Annotated in this window: 20 protein-coding genes; 5 read left to right on the top strand and 15 right to left on the bottom strand. The window is 57.0% G+C overall.

Translation table 11 applies throughout. The features are described from left to right. Positions 1 to 96 precede the first annotated feature (96 nt). Both sulP and csiR read left to right on the top strand, forming a co-directional pair. Positions 97 to 1,812 (top strand): SulP family inorganic anion transporter, encoded by a 1,716-nt coding sequence (gene sulP, locus Q1K07_RS04605; RefSeq protein ID WP_300308508.1) that lies wholly within the window; start codon positions 97 to 99, stop codon positions 1,810 to 1,812. Between the two features lie 87 nt (positions 1,813 to 1,899). Then, entirely contained in the window at positions 1,900 to 2,616 is a 717-nt protein-coding gene (gene csiR / locus Q1K07_RS04600) for a DNA-binding transcriptional regulator CsiR (RefSeq protein ID WP_300308505.1), read from the top strand. Between the two features lie 2 nt (positions 2,617 to 2,618). On the opposite strand, the gene Q1K07_RS04595 is transcribed toward csiR, so the two are convergent. From Q1K07_RS04595 to Q1K07_RS04560, 8 genes are all read right to left on the bottom strand, one after another. Beyond that, positions 2,619 to 4,508, bottom strand: coding sequence for a protein kinase (locus Q1K07_RS04595; protein ID WP_300308502.1), 1,890 nt, complete (start codon positions 4,506 to 4,508; stop codon positions 2,619 to 2,621). An 11-nt stretch (positions 4,509 to 4,519) separates the two neighbouring features. Continuing rightward, on the bottom strand, positions 4,520 to 6,187 hold the full coding sequence (locus tag Q1K07_RS04590) for a dihydrolipoyllysine-residue acetyltransferase (RefSeq protein WP_300308499.1): 1,668 nt from the start codon (positions 6,185 to 6,187) through the stop codon (positions 4,520 to 4,522). A gap of 56 nt (positions 6,188 to 6,243) precedes the next feature. Further along, entirely contained in the window at positions 6,244 to 7,221 is a 978-nt protein-coding gene (locus Q1K07_RS04585) for a transketolase C-terminal domain-containing protein (RefSeq protein WP_300308496.1), read from the bottom strand. Position 7,222: 1 nt separating this feature from the next. After that, positions 7,223 to 8,437, bottom strand: a complete 1,215-nt coding sequence (locus tag Q1K07_RS04580) for a thiamine pyrophosphate-dependent dehydrogenase E1 component subunit alpha (protein ID WP_300308494.1) — start codon at positions 8,435 to 8,437, stop codon at positions 7,223 to 7,225. A gap of 131 nt (positions 8,438 to 8,568) precedes the next feature. Next, positions 8,569 to 9,306 (bottom strand): ABC transporter permease, encoded by a 738-nt coding sequence (locus Q1K07_RS04575; protein WP_300308491.1) that lies wholly within the window; start codon positions 9,304 to 9,306, stop codon positions 8,569 to 8,571. Further along, positions 9,299 to 10,243, bottom strand: a complete 945-nt coding sequence (locus tag Q1K07_RS04570; protein ID WP_149284657.1) for an ABC transporter ATP-binding protein — start codon at positions 10,241 to 10,243, stop codon at positions 9,299 to 9,301. The genes Q1K07_RS04575 and Q1K07_RS04570 overlap by 8 nt, the downstream gene beginning before the upstream one ends. After that, positions 10,240 to 11,415: an ABC transporter permease gene (locus tag Q1K07_RS04565; RefSeq protein ID WP_300308485.1), complete on the bottom strand. Its 1,176-nt coding sequence runs from the start codon at positions 11,413 to 11,415 to the stop codon at positions 10,240 to 10,242. The genes Q1K07_RS04570 and Q1K07_RS04565 overlap by 4 nt, the downstream gene beginning before the upstream one ends. 18 nt (positions 11,416 to 11,433) lie before the next feature. Further along, positions 11,434 to 12,345 carry an ABC transporter substrate-binding protein gene (locus Q1K07_RS04560; RefSeq protein WP_300308482.1) on the bottom strand — a complete coding sequence of 304 codons (912 nt, stop codon included), beginning with the start codon at positions 12,343 to 12,345 and terminating at the stop codon, positions 11,434 to 11,436. A gap of 204 nt (positions 12,346 to 12,549) precedes the next feature. On the opposite strand from Q1K07_RS04560, the gene Q1K07_RS04555 reads away from it, so the two are divergent. Further along, a complete protein-coding gene (locus tag Q1K07_RS04555) occupies positions 12,550 to 13,551 on the top strand; it encodes a DUF1853 family protein (RefSeq protein WP_300308478.1) in 1,002 nt (333 codons plus the stop codon). A gap of 63 nt (positions 13,552 to 13,614) precedes the next feature. Here Q1K07_RS04555 and cysS read toward each other — a convergent pair whose 3' ends face one another. Together cysS and Q1K07_RS04545 are read right to left on the bottom strand one after the other, a co-directional pair. Next, on the bottom strand, positions 13,615 to 15,039 hold the full coding sequence (gene cysS / locus Q1K07_RS04550; RefSeq protein ID WP_300308475.1) for a cysteine--tRNA ligase: 1,425 nt from the start codon (positions 15,037 to 15,039) through the stop codon (positions 13,615 to 13,617). 1 nt (position 15,040) lies between these two features. Further along, on the bottom strand, positions 15,041 to 16,720 hold the full coding sequence (locus Q1K07_RS04545; RefSeq protein ID WP_300308472.1) for a glutamine--tRNA ligase/YqeY domain fusion protein: 1,680 nt from the start codon (positions 16,718 to 16,720) through the stop codon (positions 15,041 to 15,043). Positions 16,721 to 16,923: 203 nt separating this feature from the next. On the opposite strand from Q1K07_RS04545, the gene Q1K07_RS04540 reads away from it, so the two are divergent. Both Q1K07_RS04540 and Q1K07_RS04535 read left to right on the top strand, forming a co-directional pair. Beyond that, positions 16,924 to 17,415, top strand: coding sequence for a peptidylprolyl isomerase (locus Q1K07_RS04540; protein WP_300308469.1), 492 nt, complete (start codon positions 16,924 to 16,926; stop codon positions 17,413 to 17,415). A 66-nt stretch (positions 17,416 to 17,481) separates the two neighbouring features. Next, positions 17,482 to 18,252 carry a UDP-2,3-diacylglucosamine diphosphatase gene (locus tag Q1K07_RS04535; protein WP_300308466.1) on the top strand — a complete coding sequence of 257 codons (771 nt, stop codon included), beginning with the start codon at positions 17,482 to 17,484 and terminating at the stop codon, positions 18,250 to 18,252. Positions 18,253 to 18,291: 39 nt separating this feature from the next. Here the strand turns inward: Q1K07_RS04535 and Q1K07_RS04530 are convergent, their stop codons facing one another. The 5 genes from Q1K07_RS04530 to clpX all read right to left on the bottom strand — a co-directional run bounded on the left by Q1K07_RS04530 (position 18,292) and on the right by clpX (position 25,923). Continuing rightward, positions 18,292 to 19,350 carry a GTP-binding protein gene (locus Q1K07_RS04530; RefSeq protein ID WP_300308463.1) on the bottom strand — a complete coding sequence of 353 codons (1,059 nt, stop codon included), beginning with the start codon at positions 19,348 to 19,350 and terminating at the stop codon, positions 18,292 to 18,294. A gap of 270 nt (positions 19,351 to 19,620) precedes the next feature. Beyond that, a complete protein-coding gene (locus tag Q1K07_RS04525) occupies positions 19,621 to 21,441 on the bottom strand; it encodes a SurA N-terminal domain-containing protein (RefSeq protein WP_300308460.1) in 1,821 nt (606 codons plus the stop codon). Between the two features lie 134 nt (positions 21,442 to 21,575). Next, positions 21,576 to 21,848 (bottom strand): nucleoid-associated protein HU-beta, encoded by a 273-nt coding sequence (gene hupB / locus Q1K07_RS04520; RefSeq protein ID WP_149284647.1) that lies wholly within the window; start codon positions 21,846 to 21,848, stop codon positions 21,576 to 21,578. Positions 21,849 to 22,025: 177 nt separating this feature from the next. Further along, positions 22,026 to 24,434, bottom strand: a complete 2,409-nt coding sequence (lon, locus tag Q1K07_RS04515; protein ID WP_300308454.1) for an endopeptidase La — start codon at positions 24,432 to 24,434, stop codon at positions 22,026 to 22,028. Between the two features lie 190 nt (positions 24,435 to 24,624). After that, positions 24,625 to 25,923, bottom strand: a complete 1,299-nt coding sequence (gene clpX, locus Q1K07_RS04510; RefSeq protein WP_300308451.1) for an ATP-dependent Clp protease ATP-binding subunit ClpX — start codon at positions 25,921 to 25,923, stop codon at positions 24,625 to 24,627. Positions 25,924 to 25,934 lie beyond the last annotated feature (11 nt).

Genomic DNA, 25,934 nt, shown 5'->3' with positions numbered 1-25,934 from the left:
CTTTTCGCCTGCACCCTCTCTACCAGGGAACGCGTTTGCGTTAATCTGGAAATGTCATAACGACATAATCTTATAAGCCAAGGAACTGCCTTCGGAATGATCAAGCGCTACCTGCCGATCCTCGCCTGGTTACCTCACTACAATCGGCGTCTATGTGGCGCTGACCTCCTTGCCGGGCTCATCGTCACGGTCATGGTGATTCCACAGTCCCTGGGTTATGCCATTCTTGCCGGCTTGCCTGCCGTGGTCGGGCTATATGCCAGTCTGCTGCCCGTCGTCATTTATGCTCTATTCGGAACCAGTCGCACCCTCGCGGTGGGTCCCGTGGCCATCATTGCCTTGATGACTGGCGCTGCGCTTTCGCGAGTGGCGGCACCGGGCAGCGAAGAGTACCTACAAGCGGCTCTGGTGCTATCACTGATTTCTGGCTTGATGCTGGCCGCCATGGGTTTTCTGCGCCTTGGCTTCTTCGCCAACTTCCTGAGTCACCCGGTGATCGGTGGTTTTTTATCTGCTTCCGGCCTGCTGATCGCTCTGACCCAGTTGACCAACCTTCTCGGCATGCAGGCCAGTGGCTATAACGGCCTTGAGCTGACAGGCAGCCTGTTACGCCACCTGGACAGCTTTCACTGGCCTACGGCGAGTGTCGGGATCAGCAGCCTGATCTTCCTCTATCTTGTTCGCCTGTACGGCCTGCGTGTCCTGAAAGCACTGTTGCTCCCGGATGCCATCGCCGCCCTTTTCGTTCGTGCCGGCCCGGTGATTGCCGTCGTGGTGGCCACATGGATCAGTTGGCACTTTGACCTGGCGGCCAGCGGAGTGGCTACCGTGGGGCAAGTACCGTCCGGTTTGCCAGGCCTGAGCTTTCCCCTGCTCGATACCAGCATATGGCATGCCCTGCTCATTCCCGCTCTGTTGATCAGTATCGTGGGCTTCGTCGAGTCGATTTCCATGGCCCAGATGCTGGCCGCCAGACGCCGCGAACGCATATCACCCAACCAGGAGCTGATCGGACTCGGAGGCGCCAATATTGCCGCTGCCATTACCAGCGGCATGCCAGTGTCCGGAGGACTCTCACGCACAGTGATCAACCAGGAGTCAGGCGCTCAGACCCCTTTTGCCGGCATCTTCGCCACCATTGGTATCGGCATCATCACCCTGTTCCTGACACCACTGCTTGAGCATCTGCCCATTGCCACCCTGGCAGCTACCATCACGGTTGCCATTCTGACGCTGGTCGACATCCCCCTGATTCGACAGACATGGCGCTATTCTCGCAGTGATTTCTCGGCTCTCGCCGCCACCATGGCACTGACGCTGACGGAAGGTGTCGAAGCAGGCATCATTGTCGGTGTCGTCTTGTCCATCGGACTGTTCCTGTATCGCACCAGCCGTCCTCACAGCGCCATTGTCGGACGCATTCCCGGCAGCGAACATTTTCGTTCGGTCACTCGCCATCAAGTCGAGACCGCCAGCCACCTGGCCTTGCTGCGCATCGACGAGAGCCTCTATTTCGCCAACGCCCGTTATCTGGAAGACACCCTGTACGCCCTGGTGGCACAACGTCCCGAACTCACCGATGTGGTATTGATCTGCTCTGCGGTCAACCTCATTGATGCCTCTGCTCTGGAAAGCCTGGATGCCATTAATGCGCGCCTGAAGGACTCACGAGTCACTCTGCATCTGGCTGAGGTCAAAGGTCCTGTCATGGATCGCCTGAAACGATCGGACTTTCTTGACGACCTCACGGGGCGAGTCTTTCTCAGCACCTACGCAGCCTGGGCAGAGCTCAAGAAGCCGAGGAACGCCTGAACATGAAACCTGATACCTTGCTGGCAGATCTGGATACGCCGAGCAATTTGGTATCATGAATGCCTCATCCAAGGGGCAACGCTGGATATGGAACAGCCGTATATGGAACAGCCAGACATGGAACCACAAGGCAAGCAGAACCTCGCCATCAGTGGCTACCGACGACTCAAGCAGGACATCATTCGGGGGCAGTTCCTTCCTGGCGAAAAACTGCTGATGGCACGGCTCAAGGAGCGTTATGCGCTAGGTACCGGCCCCCTGCGCGAAGCCCTGTCGCAACTGGTCGCCGAGCGCCTGGTCGTGGCCATCAGCCAACGCGGCTATCGTGTTGCCCCCATGTCCCTTGACGAACTCAACGATCTTTACGATGCCCGGGCCCAACTGGAAGGTTTGATGCTGGAGCTGGCCATGGAGCGTGGTGATGACGACTGGGAGGCGGAAATACTGGCCTGCGCGCATACCCTGTCCAAGGTCGTCAAGGTCAGCGGCCTGGAAGAACAGCTCGATGTATGGGATGCCCGCCACAAGGCTTATCACACTGCCATCGTCACAGGCTGTCGCTCTCCTCACCTGCTGCAGGTGCGTCAGACACTGTTCGATCAGGTCGAGCGCTATCGTCACCTGTGGTTACGTGAAATCGTGCTGTCGAGCGCCGCCTTGGCAGCCAAGCGCGACGAACATGCCGCCTTGACCGAAACTGTACTGTCCCGAAACAAGGCCAAGGCCCGCCAGATGATGCGTGAGCACTTGATGAGCCCCGTTCCGATCATCACGGAGGTCATGATTCGCCAGGGTCTAGCATAGCCTCAGTCACTGTCGGGGATGCCTGCGGGGGAAGATGTTTCCTGCCACTTGGCCAGTGCCGCCCTGGGGTCGCGTGGATAATAGCGCTCAGGCTGGCTGGCCACATGGGGAAAGAAACGTGTGTCCTTGTAGGGCATTTTCATGAAACCGGAAATGCCCAGTCCCTCGATCAGCCGTACTGCATCAAGGATATCCTCCAGACGATCCCGGAACTCTTCTTCCCGTGATGGATCAAGCAAGCGGTAATGGTGGTGAATCTTCAGATGGGAAGGCAGAGCCTCAAAGATGATCATGCCGGTATGGTGGATCTCATTGAGCTCCTGCAAGGCACTGATGATGGCCTCGGGCAGGACAAGCAGCTCTTCGGGATCCGGGCCATCCTCGAAGTAGCTATGCAGTCGCGAGCGATCTTCCAGCTCAGGTACTCCACTTACTTCATACGACAGGCGCATGGTCGGGTCGACAATGAAAGGGTGCTCGACACCTTCTCTCTCCAGGTGCAGTGTATCCCTGGCATTGAACAGGCAGCTCTTGAAGATACCTTGGCGATGGATGGCTCTGGCCAGGGTCACCATGTTGTTCACTGCCGTGACGAAAGCGGGCTTAAGTTGTGGATCGTAGAGGTTCAGTGATGAATCGATATAGACCCCATCTGCTTCCCAGCGAACCGCCAGCCCGCCGACAAGCGGATACTTGCCCAGGCGGCTGACCGAGGCAAGAAAGGCCTTTTCGGTTTCTCCCATGCCCTGCATGAAGTTGCGGTAATAACGATCCAATTGCACGTCGTTGACGTCATTGAGGGTTTCCTCCACGCCTTCTTCACGTAGAAAGGACTTGCGTGAACTGTATACCACACAGTCGATATCGCGGGTCGCTGCCCGACTCCATACCGGCACCAGCGGGGCCTCGGGCGAGGCCGGCAGGTCAAGCATCACCAAGCGTCCCATGCGCGGCATCTCACTCAGGAAGTAATCCCCGGCCTTGAGACGTGTCTGCGGGTCAGGATCCAGCATACCGTCCAGCACCCGCGCAAACTCCATGGGCAAGCCAAGAGAGCGTGCTGGAATGGCACGCTGGCCAAAACGGCAGGACTGAGCCGACGCTAGGGCATAGAGCGTGGCAGCCACCCCTTGCTCGTCGAAACGTGGCGACGACAAGGCACCATTCAACTGGTCATCACCAATGAAATAGACATCTCCCAGACGGGCATTGGTCTGCTGCAGGTTATCCGACATCAGCTCCATGACGTTGGCGGTCACGAACTGCAGGCGGGCATCAAGCTGGGCGAAGACGGACGATCCCCAGTCAATCAGCGCGACGGTCTCTTGCTCTTCATCGAACACCAGATTGGAAGGCTTGATGTCACCATGCACTACCGGGCGCCGCGGGTTGCCTTCTGGTGTCCTTTCCTGACGCAAGGTGCGCAGGATATCTGCCAGCTGATCGGCAATCCGCACCACCAGACGCGGCGACAGGCGTCCATTGTGCAGCGAGAACTCCTCCAGATTGATACCAGGAGCTCGCTGCATGACCATGATCGATTGGTGACGCACTCGCTGGAAAGCCACCAACCGGGGCACCCGGGGGTGATCCACCTGCTCCAGCATGAACGCCTCTTCTTCAAGACGATCCTGCAGATGCTGCGGCAGCGTCACCCGAGAGAACTTGAATACGTAATGTTCTCGGGAAGCCGTGGTCATACTATTGATACCGGCAAAGACAAAGCCATAGGCGCCCTTGCCGATCAACTCGATATCACGGTAGCCCAGTTGCTCAAGCTGGGCCTGGCATAATGCAACCCACTCCTTGAGCTTGCGCGCATCATCCTGACTGAGCAGATAAATCGACTGCTCTTCGGGAATGTAGAACTGCTGTAACTGGGCCTGGGACATCTACAGAGGCATCAGGACAGATGCAATAACATGGTTTCCGGGCTTTCCAGGAAACCTTTCCATACATTACAGAAGCGAGCAATGGTCCCGCCATCGATCAGTCGATGATCACCGGCCCATGTCACCGTCATGATGGCCCGTCGAGTCACCTCGCCATGTTCATCGAAGCGTGGCAACCACTGGCTCTTGCCGATGGCCACGATAGCCGCTTCCGGCGCATTGATGATGGGTGCTGCGTAAGTGCCTCCCATGGCACCAATATTGGAGATACTGATCGTGCCGCCCTTGAGATCCTCCTGACTGACGCGGCCTTCCCGGGCAGCCTCGGTCAGGCGCTGAACCTCGGCAGCGATATCCAGCACGCTGAGCCCTTCGACTCCTTTGATATTCGGCACCATCAGTCCTGCCTTGCCATCCACCGCCATACCAATATTGCAGTGGGCCAGATACTGGATCTCACTTGCGTCTTCGTTCAGGCGTGCATTGAGAATAGGCTCGGCACGCACGGCCAAGGCCATGGCCTTCATGAAGAACGGCATCAACGTCAGGCGTAGCTGTCGCAATTCAGCCTGGGGCTTGAGACGCTGACGCAACGCCAAAAGCTCTGTGACATCGATTTCCTCCCCGTAGTGGAAATGGGGAATGGTGCTGACAGAAGCCACCATCTGGCGAGCCATGGCTGCACGAATGCCTCGCATGGGCTCGGTGTGCGAGATATTCTCGAACCCCGCCGCTGATGGCCGTACGGCAGTACTGTCGGATGATCTCTCATCCGGTTGCCTGGTCTCTGTGCTCTCGGCCTGCGCCAGATAGGCCAATACATCTTCCTTCAGTACCCTGCCCATGCGGCCACTACCGGGAATCGCCTCAAGCTTGAGGCCATGCTCACGCACCAGGCGGCGCACGGCAGGACTCGCCGGCGTACGCCCGTAGGCCCCTTTTCCCGCCGTGACATTGACACCGGAACCCTCAGCGCCACCCGACATGCCAGAATCTGGCACATGGGATCCTGATGCCGCCACATGATCCACCGCGACGGAAGAAACGGCCTTCTCATGCTTCTCGGCCATCTCGACAGCGGAGTGACCACCTTTTGCACGATAGGCAAACAATGGAGCATGGACCCGGGCCATTTCTCCCTTGGCAACATGCAACGCGCTGACTTCGCCATCTTCCGGCGCGGTGATCTCGACCATGGCCTTGTCAGTCATCACATCGACCAGGTGCTGGTCCTCCGAGATATGATCACCTACGGCAACATGCCATTCGACCACCTCACACTCGACAATGCCTTCACCAATATCCGGCAAAATGAAGTCCACGGCCCCAGCGCTGGTTTTCGTCACTTGCGAGGAACCATGTTCGAGAGGCGTTTCCCAGCGTGCCGCACTGCCTTCTGCTGGCTCCTGGCTCTTGCCGGCAGTCGTGCTTTCACCTTCGCCATCAAGGGCATCGTAACTGAACAATGTCGCGTGCACCCTGGCCATCTCACCCTTGGCCACATGCAACTGCGTCACGCGCCCATCCGTCGGTGCGGTGATTTCGACCAGGGCCTTGTCGGTCATCACCTCCACCACCGGCTGGTCTTCGACGATGGTGTCGCCCTCGGCCACCTTCCACTCAATGACCTCACATTCGACGATGCCTTCGCCGATATCGGGCAATTTGAATTCCGTCATCTTTGTCTCTCCTGTCCGTACCTGTCTCAACGAGCCACCCTCGACGGGCTAGCGGCTCAGTAGTTCATTGCGGCACGAATGGCCTCGTAGATCTTGAGATGGTCTGGCAGATATTCCTTTTCCAGTGTCAGAGGAAAAGGCGTATCCAACCCGGTCACCCGCTGAATGGGAGATTCCAGGTACAGGAAACAGCGCTCCTGAATGGTGGCGGAAATTTCACCTGCAAAGCCACCGGTTCGCGGCGCCTCATGAGTAATCACCAGACGCCCGGTTTTCAGTACGGACTCGACAACAGTATCCTCATCCCAGGGCAGGATGGTGCGTAAATCAATGACTTCACATGACACCCCATCTTTCTCGGCCATTTCCACAGCCTTGTCGATGACTTCCATCTGAGCGCCCCAGCCCAGCACGGTGATGTCACTGCCTTCCTTGGTCACTTCCGCTTCACTGAGGGGCAGTTGGTAGTCTTCTTCCGGCACTTCGCCGACAGCGGCGCGGTACAGGCGCTTGGGCTCGAAAAACAGGACCGGATCAGGGTCGCGAATCGCTGCCAGCAACAACCCCTTGGCCTCGTAGGGATTACGGGGCACCACAATCTTGAGGCCAGGAGTATGAGCGAAATAGGCTTCTGGTGACTGAGAGTGATAATGACCGCCGGAGATACCGCCACCATATGGGGTACGAATGGTCAGCCCACCGACATTGAACAGGTCGCCAGAACGATAGCGATATTTCGCCGTTTCGTTGACGATCTGGTCGAAGGCCGGATAGATGTAATCAGCAAACTGGATCTCGGCCACCGGCACGGACCCCTGGGCCGCCAGGCCATTGGCAAAACCAATGATGCCCTGTTCCACCAGGGGGGTATTGAAACAGCGGGCCTTGCCGTATTTCTCCTGCAGGTGGCTAGTGGCACGAAATACGCCGCCAAATCCGCCCACATCCTCACCGAAGCACAGTACACGCTCATCTTCAGCCATGGCGATATCCAGTGCCTGATTGATGGCCTGAAGCATATTGATCGTCGGCATCTCAAGCACCTCCCTGCTCATTGTGCGCATCCTTTTCCTGCCGCGTGGTATCCAGGAAACGGGCACCGCGCGGGTAGGCCTCGGGGTAATGCCGGATATGGTTCTTGAGCGCATCCAACTGATGCTGCAAGGCTGGCGTGACCTCGGCGTAAACCTCACTCACCAGAGTATCCAATGCAGGTGGCGGGCGCTTCTCGGCGCGCTTCATGGTTTCCAGCACTTCGCGACGCAGACTATCCTGCAGGGCTTTCTCCTCCTCCTCGTCCCACCAGCCTTGATGCTCCAACCAGGCCTGCATGCGACGAAGCGGGTCCTTTTCTCGCCAGGCGTCCTCTTCCTTGCGTGAACGATACCCGGAAGGGTCGTCAGATGATGAATGCGCCGCGAGACGGTAGGTCATCGCCTCGATCAGTACCGGCTTGTTATGCTCCACCACGAGCTGACGTGCGCGCTCGGTGGCGTGATACACCGCCAGCACGTCATTGCCATCGACACGGATCACGTGCATGCGATAGCCGAAAGCTCGGGGGGCCACACCGTCCGCAGCGAACTGCTCCACCGATGGTGTGGAAATCGCATAGCCATTATTGCGACAGAAGAAGATCACTGGCACTTCATGTACCGCCGCCATGTTCAGGGCGGCATGGAAGTCGCCTTCTGAGGCGGCCCCCTCACCAAAGTAGGTGATGGTGCAGTTACCATTGCCAGCCAGCTTCTGGCCATAGGCATAGCCCGTGGCCTGGGGAATCTGAGTTGCCAGAGGCGATGAGATGGTCATGTAATGCAGCTTGCGTGACCCGTAATGGACCGGCATCTGGCGGCCCTTGCCGTAGTCGAGTTCATTGCCAAACAGCTGGTTCATGAACTCATCGATGCTGAAGCCGCGATACATCAAGGCGCCCTGCTCTCGATACTGAGCCATGATCATGTCGGCATCATCGAGGGCTGCAGCACTGCCAATCACGGCGGCTTCTTCACCGGTGCACTGCATGTAGAAACTCAGGCGTCCCTGGCGTTGGGCTGCCATCATGCGTTCATCCATCACTCTGGTCTTCACCATGGTGTGATAGATACGCAGCGCCTTTTCCTTGCCCAGATCAGGTGCCGTGGCGCCAGGAAAAAGCGTGCCATCCTGAGTCAGGACACTGTAGGTCGGGATGGAAAATTCGTCGCCGGCCAGGAAGTCCGGCTCGTGAATCTGAGCTGTCGTTGTCATCGTGCTGTTCCTTTACCCTTTTTGAGGGCAGTGTTGTCGTTATTTCCCCGTCTCGCCAGGGGATTGCCCTGCGAACGGTCAACGCACGATGTGACGTTAACGTAAACTGAAAGAAGTTAATAGACGCAACTTTAGTCGCACAATTGAGCAAAGACACTATCCACGCTCAGCGCCAATAGCGCGACCAGCACAGCTCCCTGCACCACGTAGGCCATGTTGCCGTTGACGATACCGGCAATGATGGGATCCCCCAGATTACTGGCCCCTACTGTCGCGCCCAACGCAGCTGTCGCAATATTGATCGTCACGGAAGTCCGGATACCCGCCCAGATGACGGGAGCCGCCAGAGGCAGTTCCACCTGGAGCAGAACCTCCCTTGTTGACATGCCCATGCCTCGCGCCGCTTCCTTGACCGAAGGATCAATGCCCTCGATGCCTGCCAGGGTATTGCGCACGATAGGCAACAGGCCATAGAGCAACAGCGCCACAATGATCGGCAAGGTGCCAAAGCCCATGACAGGCACTGCCAGCGCCAGCACCGCCACGGGAGGGAAAGTCTGCCCCAGGGATGCTACCTGGCTCACCAGAGGGAGGAAATCGCGCCCCCAGGTACGCGTCACGGCCACTCCCGCTCCTACGCCTATCGCCACGGCTAGAAGTGCAGCCACTCCGACCACCAGCAAATGTCGCCCCAGTAGCACCAGCAGATCGGTCCGGGCATAGATAACCTGTCGATGATCAGGCTCGATCAATCTCAGCAACGGCTCGAGCCCATCCATCATCAGACAACCCGCCACCAGCAGCGACCACCACATCAGAGGCATCAGCCAACGCCAGGCAAGCGGACGCCCCACTGCCTGATCAGTCATTGCTCTGTGCTCCTGCCAGGCGCCGAAAACTCAGTTCACCGATGGGAATATCGTCCTCATCCACGACGGCCAGCCGCTCGACACGCTGCCAGAGCATCATCGACAGCGCCTGACGCAAGGAGGCGTCCTGGGCAATGCGATGCTTGGCCACTCCTCCAGCCCCCAGTGGTGTCATGCGTTCATGCACCGGCAACAAGGCGGCTTCCTTCAGACCGCGGTCCTCACCACCAAGCAAGGAAGCCACAAAGTCATCAGCAGGCTGCCGGAGTAGTTCCAGCGGATGTCCCTGCTGCACGATACGCCCTTGATGCATCACGACCAGCCGGTCGGCCAGGCGCAGGGCTTCATCCATATCGTGAGTGACAAAGACCACGGTCTTGTTCAAGCGAGACTGCAGCTCGCGCAACTCGAACTGCAAGGCCTCACGAGTGATCGGGTCCAGGGCGCCAAAGGGTTCATCCATCAACAGTATGTCAGGGTCTGCAGCCAGAGCCCTGGCCACACCGACACGCTGGGCCTGGCCTCCTGACAATTGGTGAGGATACTTGCTGGCGAACTCGGCAACCGGTAGCCCGAGCAACTCCATCAGCTCTTCGACACGCTGTTCAATACGCGACCCAGACCACTTCAGCAGATTCGGCACCAGGGCAATGTTGCGTGCCACTGTCCAATGAGGAAACAGACCGGTACTTTGGATGACATAGCCAATGCGCCGTCGCAATGTTTCCCCACGGAAGCTGCGAATTGGCTGATTGTCGATATGGATTTCACCATCGCTGTGTTCGATCAAGCGATTGATCATGCGCAACGTGGTCGACTTCCCACAGCCAGAGGTCCCTATCAGGCAACAGAATTCGCCATTTTTCACCGTGAGCGATATATCATCGACAGCTGTCGCCGCCGAGAATCGCTTAGTGACATGAATCAGCTCGATCAACTTGCGTCCTCCGCTCTTCGCACCCACCGCGACAATGCAGCCAGCAGGGCATCGGCAGCCACCGCCATCAGCAGGATTGGCAAAGCCCCCAGTAGCACCATGTCCATGGCCGCCTGTCCCAGGCCCTGGAAGATGAACCTGCCTAATCCTCCTGCACCAACCAGAGCCGCGACAGCAGCCAGGCCAATAGCCTGTACCGTTGTGATGCGGACACCTTCGAGCATCACTGGCAAGGCCAATGGCACCCGGACCTGAGCAAATATCTGGATGCGGCTCATTCCCATGCCACGAGCGGCGTCGATGATACTTTCATCGACGCCTTCCAGCGCCACAAACGTATTACGCACTATTGGCAGCAGACTGTAGATCACCAAAGCCATCAAGGCAGGAGCCCAACCAATTCCGCTGACACCAAGATTCGCCAGCCAAGTGTAGTGGTGGGACAGCCAGGCCAAGGGGCCCAGCAGAAGTCCAAACAATGCCAGGCTTGGCACTGTCTGAAAGAAGTTCAATACAGCAAAGGCAGAGCTCTGCAGACGAGGTACGGCACGTATCGCCAGGGCCATGGCGATACCCAATGAAAGACTCAGCACGACGGTTGCGCTGACCAGCAGCAAGTGCTCGACGACGGCTTTGTGCAAGCCATCACGACGCCCCAGATACTCCTGCCACAACGCCAGAGCATCGAGACCGAGAGGAATACAGATGGCTCCCACTACCACGGGAGATAACACACAGAGCCATACTTGCCAGGTTGCCAGCTTCAGATACGAGCGCAATTCGACCATGGCCAGCAGCAGGACAAACAACAGCACCCACAGGCTGGCTCCAATGCCGAGACGTGCCTGGGGCAAATCAGGGTCTACCAGTTGCCACGATGCCAACGTCATCCATAGTGGCATGCCGATCAGGCTGATCGTGACTAGCACCAGCACTGCCCTGGCATGTCGGGGTGAGAACTTTCTGCACAACCAGCCCCCCACCGCCAATGGCAAGGCCCACACGATCGCCATGGGCCAACCCACCACGGCCCAGACATGATAGTTCGTCCCCGGTACAATGCGATTCGGTGCCAGGCTGACGCTGGGCAGGCCCCACCATGCCAGCATGGCAATCAGCAGCAGACTCAACAGCACGAAATTGGCCCGTCCCTGGGCCTGTCCTTGTGGCATATCAGATGGCTCGATCGGTCATTCCTCGAGAGAGGCCAGATAGTCCTCTGCGACCTTGGCCGGATCCAGGCCATTGACTGCCACTTCGCCATTGAGGCGCTGGAGTGTCTCCAGGTCGAGGGATTCGAATACGGGGGCCAGCAGGTCAGCAATTTCCGGATGCGCTTCGAGCACTTCCTGACGAATCACCGGTGCCGGCTGGTAAACCGGCTGCACTCCTTTGGTATCCTCCATCACGAGCAGGTCCAGGGCTTGCAGGCCACCGTCGGTACCGTAGGTCATGGCAGCATTGACCCCACTGGTCTGCTGGGCGGCCGCCCGCATGGTGGCAGCCGTGTTGCCTCCAGACAGTACCAGTAGCTGGTCTTCATCCAGAGTGAAACCGTAGGCCTCTTGAAAGGCAGGAAGCGCAAAGTCCGATTCAACGAACTCGCTACTTCCTGCCAGTTTGAAATCACCGCCGTCATTGATGTAGGCCGCCATGTCATCAAGGGTGGTCAATTCATTTTCCCTGGCAACATCGCCACGCACACTGATGGCATAGGTGTTGTTGGCCGAAGCGGGAGTCAGCCACACCAGTCCAAGCTCGGCGTCCTTCTGCTTGACGGTATCAAAGGCCGCCGCCGCATCGTGCCATACGTCGCTGTCGGTCATATCATGGAAGAAAGCACCATTACCGGTGTATTCCGGATATATATCAATCTCATCATTGAGCAAGGCTTGGCGCACCACGCTGGTGCCCCCGAGCTGCAAACGGTCTTCAACCTCAATGTCAGCAGCAGATAGACGCTGCAGAATCATCTGTCCCAATACCGAACCTTCAGTATCGATCTTGGAAGACACCACCACTGCATCCGCAGCCTGAGCTGCAGTGGTAGACATCATTGCTGAAAAGACAGTCGCGGAAACAAGCGCAAGAGGTGCTTTCATGAGAGTACTCTCGATCCGTAGTGATGATAATCCTGTTACAACATGAACCAACCGCGTTCTTGTCATCAGAGTCGCTAGCCAATATAGAAGTATGTTATGCAGAAGAGGTAAGGATGAGACGCACCTCAGCATCAGGTATTGTTCATGTCACCATGCCATCTCTTCTCGCCTGCCTCAAATCGGCCGCCACTGATCCATCCACTGGTGCGTGATTTAGCATGGTTAATTGGTGCGCCGGATCTTGTTAACACTACTTGGCCCGGACGCCCTACGCGCCATGACCTGGGCCTGGAAGATCCAGATGTGCTGGCCAGCTATCTGGCCCATGTCGAAAGCCATCCTGCCCCCCTGGAGCGACACACAGGCAAGGCGGCCTTTACCCGCCTGGGTCAGTATCATGAGCGCCTCTGGCAGTTTCTTCTCGACACCGCACCTTCCACGACACTGCTCGCCCACAATGTTCCTGTACGTGCCGATCGGCGTACATTGGGTGAGCTGGATCTGGTCTATCGCAAGCATGATGGTACCGTGGTACACCTCGAAGTTGCGGTGAAATTCTTCCTTGGACTCATTCAGGGCCCCCGTTCTCCGAACGACATGGCACGCTGGATAGGCCCCGGTGGCCTGGACAGCCTGTCACTCAAGGTCCATCACCTGCTGCATCATCAGTTGCCACTGACCCAGACCAAGGAAGCCCGCCAGGTATTGAATGACATCTTGAATGAACTGCCCGGAGCAATACGGAGTGCATTGGCAACGTCCTGTCCCGAAGTGCAGCTGGCCATGCCCGGGGTGCTCTTTTCGCCCTGGAACCACTCCTTGCCCATGCCCGATAAGCTCAACCCCGACGCTTATCAGGGACTCTGGTGTCACTGGAGCGACTGGTCACGACTGTGCTCGGAGCTGGATGAGATGCGTTTTGGCACTTGCCTGGCCAAGCCCCACTGGCTAGCACCACCACTGCCACCCCACTGGATGTCGCGCACCTCTCTGAGCCGTACCCTGGCAGCGCATTTCGCAACCTATGCCACACCTTTGCAATTGATGCTTTGTGCCGAACCACAGTACTTCTCCGATCTTCCTTTCACGCTTCAATGTCATGCTGATGAGAAACACAAAGACGCGCCGTCCAAATATGCTGGACGACGCGTCTTTGTGGTAGGAGATGACTGGCCAAGGCAGATTCCTCTACCCCCGCTGACCTAGGGCGGTTCCCAAGCTATCAGCAAGGCTGTCCTGGAGTTTCTTCCCAACCCTCTGGCCATGGCCTCAACTTTTTTCCACGACCCACGTGGTTCCCTCACGGGAATCCTTGAGGATGATGCCAAGTTCAGCAAGCTCATCTCGGATGCGATCAGCCGCCGCGAAATCCCTGGCTTTCTTGGCTTCGGCACGAGCCTGGATACGTGCTTCAATTTCCTCAGCAGACAAAGCCAGTGAATCGGCAGCCCCCTTGAGGAAAGTGGTTGGGTCCTGACTGAACAACCCCAGCACTCCACCGAGATGCTTGAGCTCCCCAGCCAGTCGAGCTGCACGATCAGCATCGGCCTGCTCGCCCTGCTTGGCCCGGTTAAGCTCACGCGCCAGTTCGAACAGAACAGACAAGGCTTCCGGAGTATTGAAGTCATCGTCCATGGCAGCCGTGAAACGCTCGGCGTAGCTATCTGGAGAAATGCCATTCGGAGAAATGCTGCCTGAAGCATCGTCTTCCACGGCGTCCAGCCCTTCGAGAGCCGTATAGAACCGCTCAAGGGACTTGCGAGCCTCTCCCAGCGAGGCCGGTGCATAATTGATGGCACTACGGTAATGACTCGCCACCAGCAGATAGCGCACCACCTCAGGGTCGTGTTCCTCAAGCACCTCACGAATGGTGAAGAAGTTGCCCAGCGACTTGGACATCTTCTCACTATCGACCCTCACCGCTCCTGCATGCATCCAGGTATTGACGTAAGGCTTGCCTGTTGCCGCTTCGCTCTGAGCAATCTCATTCTCATGGTGAGGAAAGGTCAGATCGGGACCACCGCCATGGATATCAAAGGTGTCGCCCAGACAGCACGTGGACATGGCAGAACATTCGATGTGCCACCCCGGACGCCCGTTACCCCAGGGCGATGACCAATGTGCCTCGCCAGGCTTGGCAGCCTTCCACAATACGAAGTCCAGTGGATCTTCCTTGTGTTCATCGACCTCGATACGCGCACCTGCTCGCATCTCATCCAGGTCGCGATTGTTGAGCTTGCCGTAGCCTTCGAACTTGCGCACCCGATAATAGACATCACCATTATCCGAAGCATAGGCATAGCCCTTGTCGATCAAGGTCTGCACCATGCTGATGATCTCGGCCACATGTCCCGTCGCACGAGGCTCGTGGTCAGGACGTTTGACGAACAGGCGCCCTTCATCTTCATGCATGGCAGCAATCATGCGTTCGGTCAGTTCACCGATGGTCTCGCCATTTTCATCGGCACGACGCAGGATCTTGTCGTCAATATCCGTGATGTTGCGTACATATGTGACGTCATAACCCCGATAGCGCAGATAGCGGGTGATCACGTCGAAGGCCACCATCACCCGGGCATGCCCCAGATGGCAGTAGTCATAGACCGTCATGCCACAGACATACATGCGCACCTTCCCCGGCTCGATGGGGGTGAAGGCTTCCTTGGTGCGAGTCAGTGTGTTGTAGATCTGCATGTCAGCCCTTCTTCTGAATCTTGGCCCAACTATCCTTGAGGCCCACGGTACGGTTGAACACCAGGTGACCGGGGCGGCTGGCGTGGCGATCAGCACAGAAATAGCCTACGCGCTCGAACTGGAAACGATCCTCGGCATTGGCCGTCGCCAGGCTCGGCTCGCCAATCGCCTGAACAGAAACAAGGGACTCGGGATTCAGGTGGTCAAGGAAATCCGCATCCTTGTCCTTGTCGGGCTGTTCGACCAGGAACAGGTTGTCATACAGGCGTACTTCCATAGGAACGCCGTGCCTGGCACTGACCCAATGGATGACCCCCTTGACCTTGCGCCCTTCCGGGTTCTTGCCCAGCGTGTCGAAATCCACGCTGCAGTGCAGCTCTTCCACCTCACCGTCCGCATTCTTGATCACGTCATCGCAACGAATCACATAGCTGTTCCGCAGACGGACTTCCTTGCCAGGAGCAAGACGGAAGAATTTTTTGGGCGCGTCTTCCATGAAGTCGTCCTGATCGATCCACAGTTCACGGGTGAACGGGATGCGACGTACCGGGAAGTCATCACGTGCCGGGTGACCAGGCACTTCATAGACTTCCTCATGGTCTTCCGCGACATTGGTCAGTACCACCTTGAGCGGCTTGAGCACGCACATGGCACGCGGCGCGTTATCTTCCAGGTCCGAACGGATCGCATGCGTCAGCATGGCGATATCGACCAGGCCTCCATCAGCCCGGGTCACCCCGATCATTTCGCAGAACTTGCGAATCGATCCCGGCGTATAACCGCGACGACGCAGACCGGAGATGGTCGGCATGCGCGGATCGTCCCAGCCATCGACGATACCACTGTCCACCAGCAGCTTGAGCTTGCGCTTGGAGGTCAGGGTGTAATTCAGATTAAGCCGAGCAAACTCGATCTGACGCGGCTTGGCGGGTACCGGCAGATTATCCAGAAACCACTCGTACAGCGGGCGATGGTCCTCAAACTCCAGGGTACATACGGAGTGAGTGACGCCTTCGATCGCATCAGACTGGCCATGGGTGAAGTCATAGGATGGATAGATCTTCCACTGGTCGCCAGTCTGATGATGCTGCGCATGGCGGATACGATAGAGGATCGGATCACGCAGATTGATATTGGGCGAAGCCATGTCAATCTTGGCACGCAGTACCTTTTCACCTTCGGCGAACTCGCCCGTGCGCATGCGTTCGAGCAGGTCGAGGTTGTCCTCGACGCTGCGTTCGCGATAGGGGCTCGGTTTGCCCGGTGCGGTCAAGGTGCCACGGTACTCGCGGATTTCTTCTGCGGACAGGTCATCGACGTAGGCCTTGCCTTCACGAATCAGGTGCTGGGCCCAGGCGTACAGCTGATCAAAGTAATCGGAGGCATGCCGGACATCACCGCTCCACTGGAAGCCCAACCAATGCACGTCTTCCTTGATGGCATCGATATATGCCTGTTCTTCCTTAGCCGGGTTGGTGTCATCGAAGCGTAGATGACAGTCACCACCGAACTGTTCCGCGAGGCCGAAATTGAGACAGATCGACTTGGCATGCCCGATATGCAGAAAGCCGTTCGGCTCGGGCGGGAAGCGCGTCACGATCTTCTGTGACCGTCCGGCCTCAATTTCCTCGCGAATCTGATTGCGAATGAAATTTGGCGCGCTGGTGGTCTCGGTGGTCATGTTGATGAGTCAACCTCTGGTGGCTGTGTCTTGACGAATCGCAGGATGAAGGAACGGCCGCGTTCCCGTTTCGCGATATGAAGCAAAACCGGTATTATAACGTCACGCAATGGCAAGGCGCCAAGCCATGTCAGACATAATCAGGGGTAATCTTCCGCGACAAGTGGAACACCCCTGCGCCAGTCATCAACAAGGTCCCGTCCATGATCATCCTGCAGACCAATTTCGGCGATATCAGCATCGAACTCAACCATGACGAAGCCCCCAAGACCGCAGCCAACTTCGAACAGTACGTCAAGGACGGTTTTTATGATGGTACGCTTTTCCATCGTGTCATCGACGGTTTCATGATCCAGGGCGGCGGCTTCGACACTAACTTCGAGCAGAAGCCCACTCGCGACCCCATCGAGAACGAAGCCGATAACGGCCTCAAGAACGATGCCGGCACACTGGCCATGGCACGCACACAGGACCCGAACTCTGCCACAGCACAGTTCTTCATCAATGTCGCCGACAACGATTTCCTCAACCATACCAGCAAGACCATGCAAGGTTGGGGCTACTGCGTATTCGGTCGTGTCGTCGACGGCATGGACGTGGTCAACAAGATCAAGAACGTTGCTACCACTCGTCGAGGCATGCACGCCGATGTCCCCGAAGAGGATGTGATCATCGAGCGCGCCTATATCCAGTAAGCACGTCCGCCCTCTCTCACGCCCGCCTTCCAGCGGGCGTGATCCGTCAAGGACCCATGACACGCCATGACCACTCTGCTGATCTCCGACCTTCACCTGACCCCTGTCGCTCCAGAGATAACCCAGGGTTTCTTCGCCTGGCTCGAACGCAATACCCAGTCACCTGTGGAACTCTATATTCTTGGCGACTTCTTCGACGCCTGGATCGGTGATGACCTGATGGCGCTGGGGGATAACGACCCTACCGGCCATGCTGCTCTAGCCTGTGAAGTCGCCCGCCGCTTGAGAGCTGCCAGCGAACGTGGCGCTCGGATCAAGCTGATGCATGGCAACCGCGACTTCCTGCTCGGCAAACACTTCGCCAACGCTGCCGGCGCCGAACTTATCGGCGACCCTTCCATTATCAAGCTCGGTACCGACAACGTCCTGCTGATGCATGGTGATAGCCTATGCACGAGGGACGATGCCTACATGGCGTTTCGGGCCCAGGCTCGCGACCCACAATGGCAAGCTGGCATTCTGGCCATGTCGATACCTGAGCGCCTGGCCCTGGCTCAGAAGTTGCGAGAACAATCCGGAGAGGCCAACAGCAACAAAGCTGAAGACATCATGGACGTCACGCCCGAAGAAGTGGTTCGCATCATGACCGAGCAGAGCGTCACAACCCTGATTCATGGACATACCCACCGCCCTGATGTGCATGACATCGATCTGCCTGACACAACCGGCAAACGATATGTGCTGGGTGACTGGAGCCGTACCGAAGGCTGGGAAATTCGCGTGGAACCAGATCAATCACTGCAGCTCAACCGCTTTGCTTACACAGAGCTGACTTGACGCCCTTGCTCCTGATATCCTCTCGATCATCATTGAGGCTCATGCATTACCAAGCCGCTGCGCCTCAATGCCAGCTATCACCCCCTCTGGATCAAGATGGGTCTCCTGCGGCCAGATGATCTCAAGGCGCGAATCCCGTCGCCAGCTACTGGCGGCCAATGTCGATGGCCCGGCTCCCCTGTTGTACAGCCGCCAGCCGATATCGGTATGCATCACCGCCTTGATGCGACACTCTCCAGGCAAGGTACTCAGATAAAAGCTCAGGCGATCCAGGTCGAAGCGTTCAGAAGGATGCCAGCGCAGTCCCAGCGTGATGTAACCCAAGGCACTTCCGTGAGAACTGATACCTTTGCCTGGAGCGGGTGCCGCTTCCTCCATGAATACCATGGGTGGTACTGTTTCTACAGCGGCGGCCATGCGATGGCTGGTAGGCTGAGGCAATGCCTGCGAATGGCCCTCATCATGCCGCCTGGCACCTTCAAGCAAGCGTGAGATGGGTAGTCGCCCGTGCTCTGCCCAGGCCACCCAGCGCGGCGCAGGCCAGCGCCTGGCAACCCATTCATCCACATCCTGGCGTTGCTCTTCAGTGACAAGGTCCCCCATCGTGATGACGAGCGCATCTGCCAGCGCCAGTTGGTCACGAAATGTTTCGTGATCCCGAGACCTGGGATCGTCAAGACGACGCGGATCCAGTAATGCCAGGATGTCATTCAGCTCCAGCACTTCAGAAAAGTGCTCATCCTGCAGTACTTCCACCAGCCCGGATGGGTGCCCAAGCCCGGACGGTTCAATGATCAGCCTATCCGGTCGATAGCGCGTCACCAGCCTGATCAGTGTCGCCCGCAACACAATCGACAACTGGCAGCACAAGCATCCCCCAGCCATCGCTTCAACATGCACCTCTCCCTCATAACGGCCTTGCCCTGGCGTATCCTCGAACATGGCCTGATCGATCCCCACCTGACCAAACTCATTGACGAGAATCGCCCAGCGTTCTCCCTCGGGTTTCTGGGCAACGAGTTCACGAATCAGGCTGCTTTTGCCGCTACCGAGAAAACCAGTAATGACATGAGTGGGAATCCGGGCATGGGGTGCCATTGACGCCTCCTTGAATGTTATATAGTAACAATAACATATTCAGCACCTCATGCCAGCGATACCCCCTTCACATGCTGTTTACGGGTTTTTTTGGCGTTCAACATCCTGCAAGATAGATAACGGTATAAATATAGTTTGTTCGCACCCCATAGCCGACCAGGTCTCTGGCATCAGCCAAGGGCAGAATGCTACCTGGAAGCGACACAAAAGGGGCGCCTACGGGCGCCCCTTTTGTTCTTGCTTGTAGACCTACGGTGCTATCGTGAACGTCTAGCGTTCAATATCGCCCGTGGCACGCAAGTATTCCATAAGCCCCTGAATCATCGCCTGGGCATCAAGCCGTCGACTCATGGAAGTCACGTAACCTTCCATTTGTTCATTGGCTTCTCCTTTCGCTACCGACTCCAGGGCAATCAGAGTGACCTGATCTCCATCCACGGCACGTCCGTACACCAAGGAGCCCGCTTCATCAGGATGAGGCAACTGGAAGGCTGTCTCGACGATCGCCTCAGGCACCTGACTGGTCTGCTGTCGAGTGATGTTGGAAACCGCCTGCCAGGAAAGATCCAGGTCCTGACCATCCTTGAGCTGCTGTGCCAGCTTAGCCGCCTTCTCCTTCAGAGCGTCTCGAGTCTTGTCCTGACGCACAGCTTCGGCCACACGTTCCTGAACCTGCTCAAGAGGCAATGTCATCGCCTCACGATGGTCAGTGACACGGAGAACCATGCGACGGTCATCATCCAGCTCGATGACTTCGCTGTTGTAGCCATTATTCAGCACATCTTCACTGAACGCCTGATCCATGACTCCCGGCTCACCCAGGGCCCCTTCGCCTGCATCACGGGCAACCCAATCACTCTGTTCAAGCTTCAGGCCGAGGTCATCAGCAACGCTTTTGAGGTCCTCGGCAGCAAAGCTCTCGTCGATGAGCTGTTGCACCTTGTCATTGAAAGCGCGCTCGATTTGCTGCTGAGCAACCTGATCACGCAGCTCGTCCTTGGATTCCTCGAAACTCGGGTGATCGATCTGCGTTACCTTGAGCAGGTGCAGGGCATCACCTGTATCGACGATATCGGACACCTCACCTTCTTGCAGGGAGAAAGCTGACTTGTCAAAGGCCTCGCCGAAGATACCCTTGACGACAACGCCCAGGTCCCCACCCTTGTCCTTGGTAGCAGCATCATCGGAATACTCGGCAGCAAGGTCCGTGAAGCTTTCCCCCTCTTCAAGACGTTGCTTGACCTCGGCAAGCTCTGCCTCAGCCTGCTCACGACTGCGGTCTCCGCCGACATTCACCATGATATGTGACACACGACGATCCGCTTCCGCTGCCTGGGCCTCCCATGCCTTGTGCAGCGCCTCATCGTCAACCTTGGCATCTGCCGCCATGGCCTGACGATCGAGCACGACATATGCCACCTTGACCTGCTCGGGGCGCAGATAATCCTGCTGGTGCTCATTGTAGTAGGCTGACTGTTCAGCCTCGCTGACAGTGACCGGCTGCTCAAGATCCGCATCGGTCAAGGTGTGGTAGCGGAAGGTACGCGCCTGACGCTGCAGATCAAGCAGGTACTGCTGCTCTTCAGGCAGGACAAAATCACTGCTGATCAAGCCTTGTTGAATCTGCTGCGCTACCAGATCCTGACGCAGCTGAGCCCGGAAAGTCAGCGGTGAATAACCAGCGCCATTCAGACGACTGCGAAACAGGTCCTGGTCGAACTTGCCCTGCGCGTCATGAAACTCAGGCAAACTGACGATGACCTGATCCAGCTGTGTATCGGATATGGCCAGCCCGCCATCTTCGGCATAGCTCGCCATCAGGCGCTCGGCAATCAGGCTGTCCAGCACCTGACCACGCAATGCCCTCTCCTGCTCAGGGGGAACCTGACCACTGCGCAGAGCTCTCTGCACTGTCTGTTCCACCTGCTGGCGCGTAATGGACTCACCATTGACCTTGGCGACCTCGTCGCCGGATTTTCCGAACACGCTGATCAGAGATTCCACTCCAAACAGCGCCATGGCCAGCACCAGTACAGCGATGATGATCTTGGCGATCCAGCTCTGGGAGCGCTCTCGAATACTTTGCAGCATGCACGCCTCTGCGAAAGGGTTGAGTCGGGTCGCGACACATTATACGAAAAAAGGCGCACCGCCAAAGCGGTGCGCCTTTCAGCAACCGGCCTCAGCAATAGGCCTGGCCGGAGCATGCAACCAGGAGCAATACCTTAGTTGACGGAGTCCTTCAGGGCCTTGCCAGCCTTGAAGCTGGGGACCTTGGCCGCGGCAATCTGAATCGGCTTGCCAGTCTGCGGGTTACGGCCAGTACGTGCAGCACGCTCCTTGACGGAGAAGGTACCGAAACCTACCAGAGATACACTGCCACCGCTTTTCAGAGTTTCAGTGACGGAATCCACCATGGCGTCCAGTGCACGAGAAGCAGCGGCTTTCGGGATATCGGCAGACGCAGCAATGGCATCGATCAGCTCGGACTTATTCACACTTCACCCCTTAACTGTTACGGATAATGATACTAAACAGCGATTATTCCTGCCGACAGGTACGATCGCAGCATGGCGACAGTTTATAGCAATGCTGCAAAAGATCTGTCAAGCAACCTTCCCTGCCAATCCGCGTGATGACGGGATTTTACTCTCATCATCACGCATAAAAAGGCATTAGTGTGTGCTGACCATTGAATGAGACGAAGCAGAATCGGAGGCCAATGAATCATCTGTTTTAGGATCCACCTTATCCGACAGCGCTACCTCGAGAACCTCATCAATCCAGCGAACCGGGCGAATATCCAAGGCATCCTTGATATTCGCGGGAACCTCCTTGAGATCTCGGCGGTTCTCCTCAGGTATAAGCACAGTCTTTATACCACCACGCCTTGCAGCCAGCAATTTCTCCTTCAGTCCACCGATAGGCATGACTTCACCACGCAGGTTGACTTCACCGGTCATAGCGACATCACATCGCACTGCGCGACCCGTAAAAGCGGACACCATGGCCGTCACCATGGCAACGCCTGCACTGGGACCATCCTTGGGCGTTGCCCCTTCCGGTACGTGAATATGCAAATCTTCTTTCTCGAAGCGCTCCGGGTCGATACCCAGTGCTTTAGCACGCGCACGCACGACCGTGTGGGCAGCACTGACAGATTCCTTCATTACATCACCAAGAGACCCTGTCTTGTTGACACGCCCTTTTCCTGGAGTGACAACAGACTCGATGCTCAGCAGCTCGCCACCGACCGATGTCCAGGCCAACCCGGTGACACGACCAACCTGGTCTTCACGGTCAGCCAGCCCATAGCTATAGCGACGCACGCCGGCATAGGCTTCGATATCCTCCGCCTCCAGCGCCTGCGGAGCCAATGCTCCTTCCTTGCCTTCCTTCTCCAGGCGTTCGCGCAGCACCTTGCGGCAAACCTTGGCAATCTGACGCTCCAGTTCGCGCACCCCTGCCTCGCGGGAGTAGTAACGAATCAATTCAAGCAACGCATCCTGACCAAAGGTGATTTCGTCTTCCTTGAAACCATTGGCCTTGAGCTGTTTCGGCACCAGATAGCGAGTCGCGATGGCCAGCTTCTCGTCTTCGGTATAGCCAGGCAGCCGGATGACCTCCATACGATCCAGCAAGGGCCCGGGGATGTTCATCGAATTGGCAGTACAGATGAACAGTGTCTCGGACAGGTCGTAGTCAAGCTCCAGGTAGTGGTCACTGAACGTGTTGTTCTGTTCCGGATCAAGAACTTCGAGCAATGCCGAAGCCGGATCACCACGATGATCCATGCCGATCTTGTCGATCTCATCTAGCAGGAACAGCGGGTTCTTCACACCCGCCTTGGCCATGCGCTGGATAGGCTTTCCTGGCAGCGAGCCGATATAGGTACGACGGTGGCCGCGGATCTCCGACTCATCTCGAACACCACCCAAGGCCAGGCGCACGTACTGACGATTAGTTGCCCGCGCAATGGACTTGCCCAGAGAGGTCTTGCCGACGCCAGGAGGCCCGACCAGACACAGCACCGGCCCCTTGAGCTTCTTCACACGCTTATGCACCGCAAGGTACTCAAGGATACGTTCCTTGACTTCCTCAAGACCATAATGGTCTTCATCGAGTACTTTCTGCGCATGAAGCAGATCATGCTTGACCCGAGTGCGCTTCTTCCACGGCACCGACACCAGCCAGTCCAGATAGGAGCGAACCACCGTCGCCTCGGCAGATGACGGCGACATCATGCGCAGCTTGCCCAGCTCCTGGCGCGCCTTGTCAGCAGCTTCCTTGGGCATCCCGGACTCTTCGATGGCCTGTTCGTACTTGTCGGCCTCGTTTGGCGAGTTCTCCAGCTCACCCATCTCTTTCTGGATGGCCTTGAGCTGTTCATTGAGATAATACTCGCGCTGAGATTTCTCCATCTGGTCCTTGACCCGAGAGCGAATGCGCTTCTCGACCTGAAGCAGATCAATCTCGGCCTCGATAAGGGCCATCAGGTGCTCAATGCGGTCACGCACCCGGTCCATCTCGAGCAGCTCCTGCTTGTCACCGATCTTCAGCGACAGATGAGCGCAGATGGTATCCACCAGGCGACTGGGATCTTCAATACCAGAAAGGGAATTGAGAACCTCATTAGGCACTTTCTTGGACATCTTGACGTACTGCTCGAACTGATTGAGCAATACACGCACCAGAGATTCCTGCTCACGCTCGCTGAGCGGTTCGCTATCACGCAACATGACGACGGCTTCGCTGAAGCCATCTTCACTGGTGATGATTTCCTGAATGTCGGCACGAGACTCACCCTCGATCAGTACCTTGACAGTACCATCAGGCAGCTTGAGCAGCTGCATGATCTCTGCCACGGTACCGATGGAAAACAGGTCCTCGTTATCAGGATCGTCCTTGCTCGCTTCACGCTGGGCCACCAGCAGGACCCGCTTGTCGTTGGCCATCGCTGTTTCCAGCGCCTGGATCGACTTCTCTCGACCGACGAACAGGGGGATAACCATCTGCGGGTATACCACGACATCACGCAGCGGCAAAAGGGGCAGACTCAGGGTCTGTTCGGCGTTCTGCTGCATCGCAGACGTTCCTCAAACATGGCGGGTTAATACCAGTGGAATGGGGGCACACCACTGGTATTGCAAGGGGAGTGACACCATTGGCCGGGACTTGGTAAAAGTGCTGCAGATGGAAGGGGCCGCATTTGCGGCCCCTGTTCTGCATCATGCAAGCAATGTCGCGACCGGCGTCACGCACGAATGTGTGACATCAACCATCGGTGCCATCAACGCGGGCCTGCTCTTCTTGCTCAGCCTGAGAGTAGATGAGCAGAGGATCACTTTCTCCTCCGATCACCGAGGCATCGATGACCACCTTGGAGACTCCTTCCAAGGAAGGGATTTCATACATGGTATCGAGCAACACCGATTCCATGATGGAGCGCAGACCACGAGCGCCCGTCTTTCGGGCCATGGCTTTGCGGGCCACGGCCTGGAGCGCATCTTCGCGAAAATCCAGCTCGACACCCTCCATCTCGAACAAACGGCTGTACTGCTTGACGAGGGAGTTCTTTGGCTCGGTGAGGATCTGGATCAAGGCGTCCTCGGTCAGCTCTGTCAGCGTCGCAATCACGGGAAGACGGCCGACGAACTCAGGAATCAGGCCAAACTTGACTAGATCCTCTGGCTCCACTTCACCAAGCAGCTCACCGACACCTTTACTCTCATCCTTGCTCTTGACCTCAGCATTGAAGCCAATGCCACCGGTCTCGGCACGGTCGCGAATGACCTTGTCGAGGCCAGCGAAAGCGCCACCAACAATGAACAGGATATTGCTGGTATCAACCTGCAGGAACTCCTGCTGAGGATGCTTGCGCCCACCTTGAGGAGGTACTGAAGCCGTCGTGCCTTCGATCAGCTTGAGCAGTGCCTGCTGCACCCCTTCCCCCGATACGTCACGGGTGATGGAAGGATTGTCTGACTTGCGTGAAATCTTGTCGATTTCATCGATATAGACAATGCCTCTCTCTGCCTTGTCCACATCGTAATCGCACTTCTGCAGCAACTTCTGGATGATGTTCTCGACATCCTCACCGACATACCCCGCCTCGGTGAGCGTGGTGGCATCAGCAATGGTGAAGGGAACATTGAGCAAGCGTGCAAGCGTATCGGCAAGCAGCGTCTTGCCGCTACCCGTTGGTCCAATCAGCAGAATGTTGGACTTGCCGAGCTCGATGTCATCCTTGCTGCTATTCTTCGCCCCATGACGCAGACGCTTGTAATGATTGTAGACCGCCACAGACAACACCGTCTTGGCGCGGTCCTGGCCGATCACATAATCATCGAGAGTGTGGCGAATCTCGCGTGGAACGGGCAGGCGTTCCTCTTCACTCTCGGCATCGGCATCGAGAACTTCTTCGCGAATGATGTCGTTACACAGGTCGACACATTCATCGCAGATATACACGGAAGGACCGGCAATCAGCTTGCGTACTTCATTCTGGTTCTTGCCACAGAACGAGCAGTACAACAGCTTGCCATTGTCGTCCTTGCCTTTGCCGTCGGCCATTCGCGTACCTC

The organism is Halomonas sp. (genome assembly GCF_029263665.1).
Classification (GTDB): Bacteria; Pseudomonadota; Gammaproteobacteria; order Pseudomonadales; family Halomonadaceae; genus Halomonas.
Note: the sequence above shows the minus strand (reverse complement) of the source record. Positions and strands in the feature narration are given on the sequence as shown.

Coding starts and splice junctions, on each gene's coding strand:
- lon (WP_300308454.1), bottom strand. CDS start 24,434: ATGCAGCAGAACGCCGAACAGACCCTGAGTCTGCCCCTTTTGCCGCTG.
- Q1K07_RS04565 (WP_300308485.1), bottom strand. CDS start 11,415: ATGCCACAAGGACAGGCCCAGGGACGGGCCAATTTCGTGCTGTTGAGT.
- Q1K07_RS04540 (WP_300308469.1), top strand. CDS start 16,924: ATGATCATCCTGCAGACCAATTTCGGCGATATCAGCATCGAACTCAAC.
- sulP (WP_300308508.1), top strand. CDS start 97: ATGATCAAGCGCTACCTGCCGATCCTCGCCTGGTTACCTCACTACAAT.
- Q1K07_RS04545 (WP_300308472.1), bottom strand. CDS start 16,720: ATGACCACCGAGACCACCAGCGCGCCAAATTTCATTCGCAATCAGATT.
- Q1K07_RS04585 (WP_300308496.1), bottom strand. CDS start 7,221: ATGCCGACGATCAATATGCTTCAGGCCATCAATCAGGCACTGGATATC.
- clpX (WP_300308451.1), bottom strand. CDS start 25,923: ATGGCCGACGGCAAAGGCAAGGACGACAATGGCAAGCTGTTGTACTGC.
- Q1K07_RS04590 (WP_300308499.1), bottom strand. CDS start 6,187: ATGACGGAATTCAAATTGCCCGATATCGGCGAAGGCATCGTCGAATGT.
- Q1K07_RS04595 (WP_300308502.1), bottom strand. CDS start 4,508: ATGTCCCAGGCCCAGTTACAGCAGTTCTACATTCCCGAAGAGCAGTCG.
- Q1K07_RS04525 (WP_300308460.1), bottom strand. CDS start 21,441: ATGCTGCAAAGTATTCGAGAGCGCTCCCAGAGCTGGATCGCCAAGATC.
- csiR (WP_300308505.1), top strand. CDS start 1,900: ATGGAACAGCCGTATATGGAACAGCCAGACATGGAACCACAAGGCAAG.
- Q1K07_RS04560 (WP_300308482.1), bottom strand. CDS start 12,345: ATGAAAGCACCTCTTGCGCTTGTTTCCGCGACTGTCTTTTCAGCAATG.
- Q1K07_RS04535 (WP_300308466.1), top strand. CDS start 17,482: ATGACCACTCTGCTGATCTCCGACCTTCACCTGACCCCTGTCGCTCCA.
- Q1K07_RS04575 (WP_300308491.1), bottom strand. CDS start 9,306: ATGACTGATCAGGCAGTGGGGCGTCCGCTTGCCTGGCGTTGGCTGATG.
- Q1K07_RS04530 (WP_300308463.1), bottom strand. CDS start 19,350: ATGGCACCCCATGCCCGGATTCCCACTCATGTCATTACTGGTTTTCTC.
- Q1K07_RS04580 (WP_300308494.1), bottom strand. CDS start 8,437: ATGACAACGACAGCTCAGATTCACGAGCCGGACTTCCTGGCCGGCGAC.
- cysS (WP_300308475.1), bottom strand. CDS start 15,039: ATGCAGATCTACAACACACTGACTCGCACCAAGGAAGCCTTCACCCCC.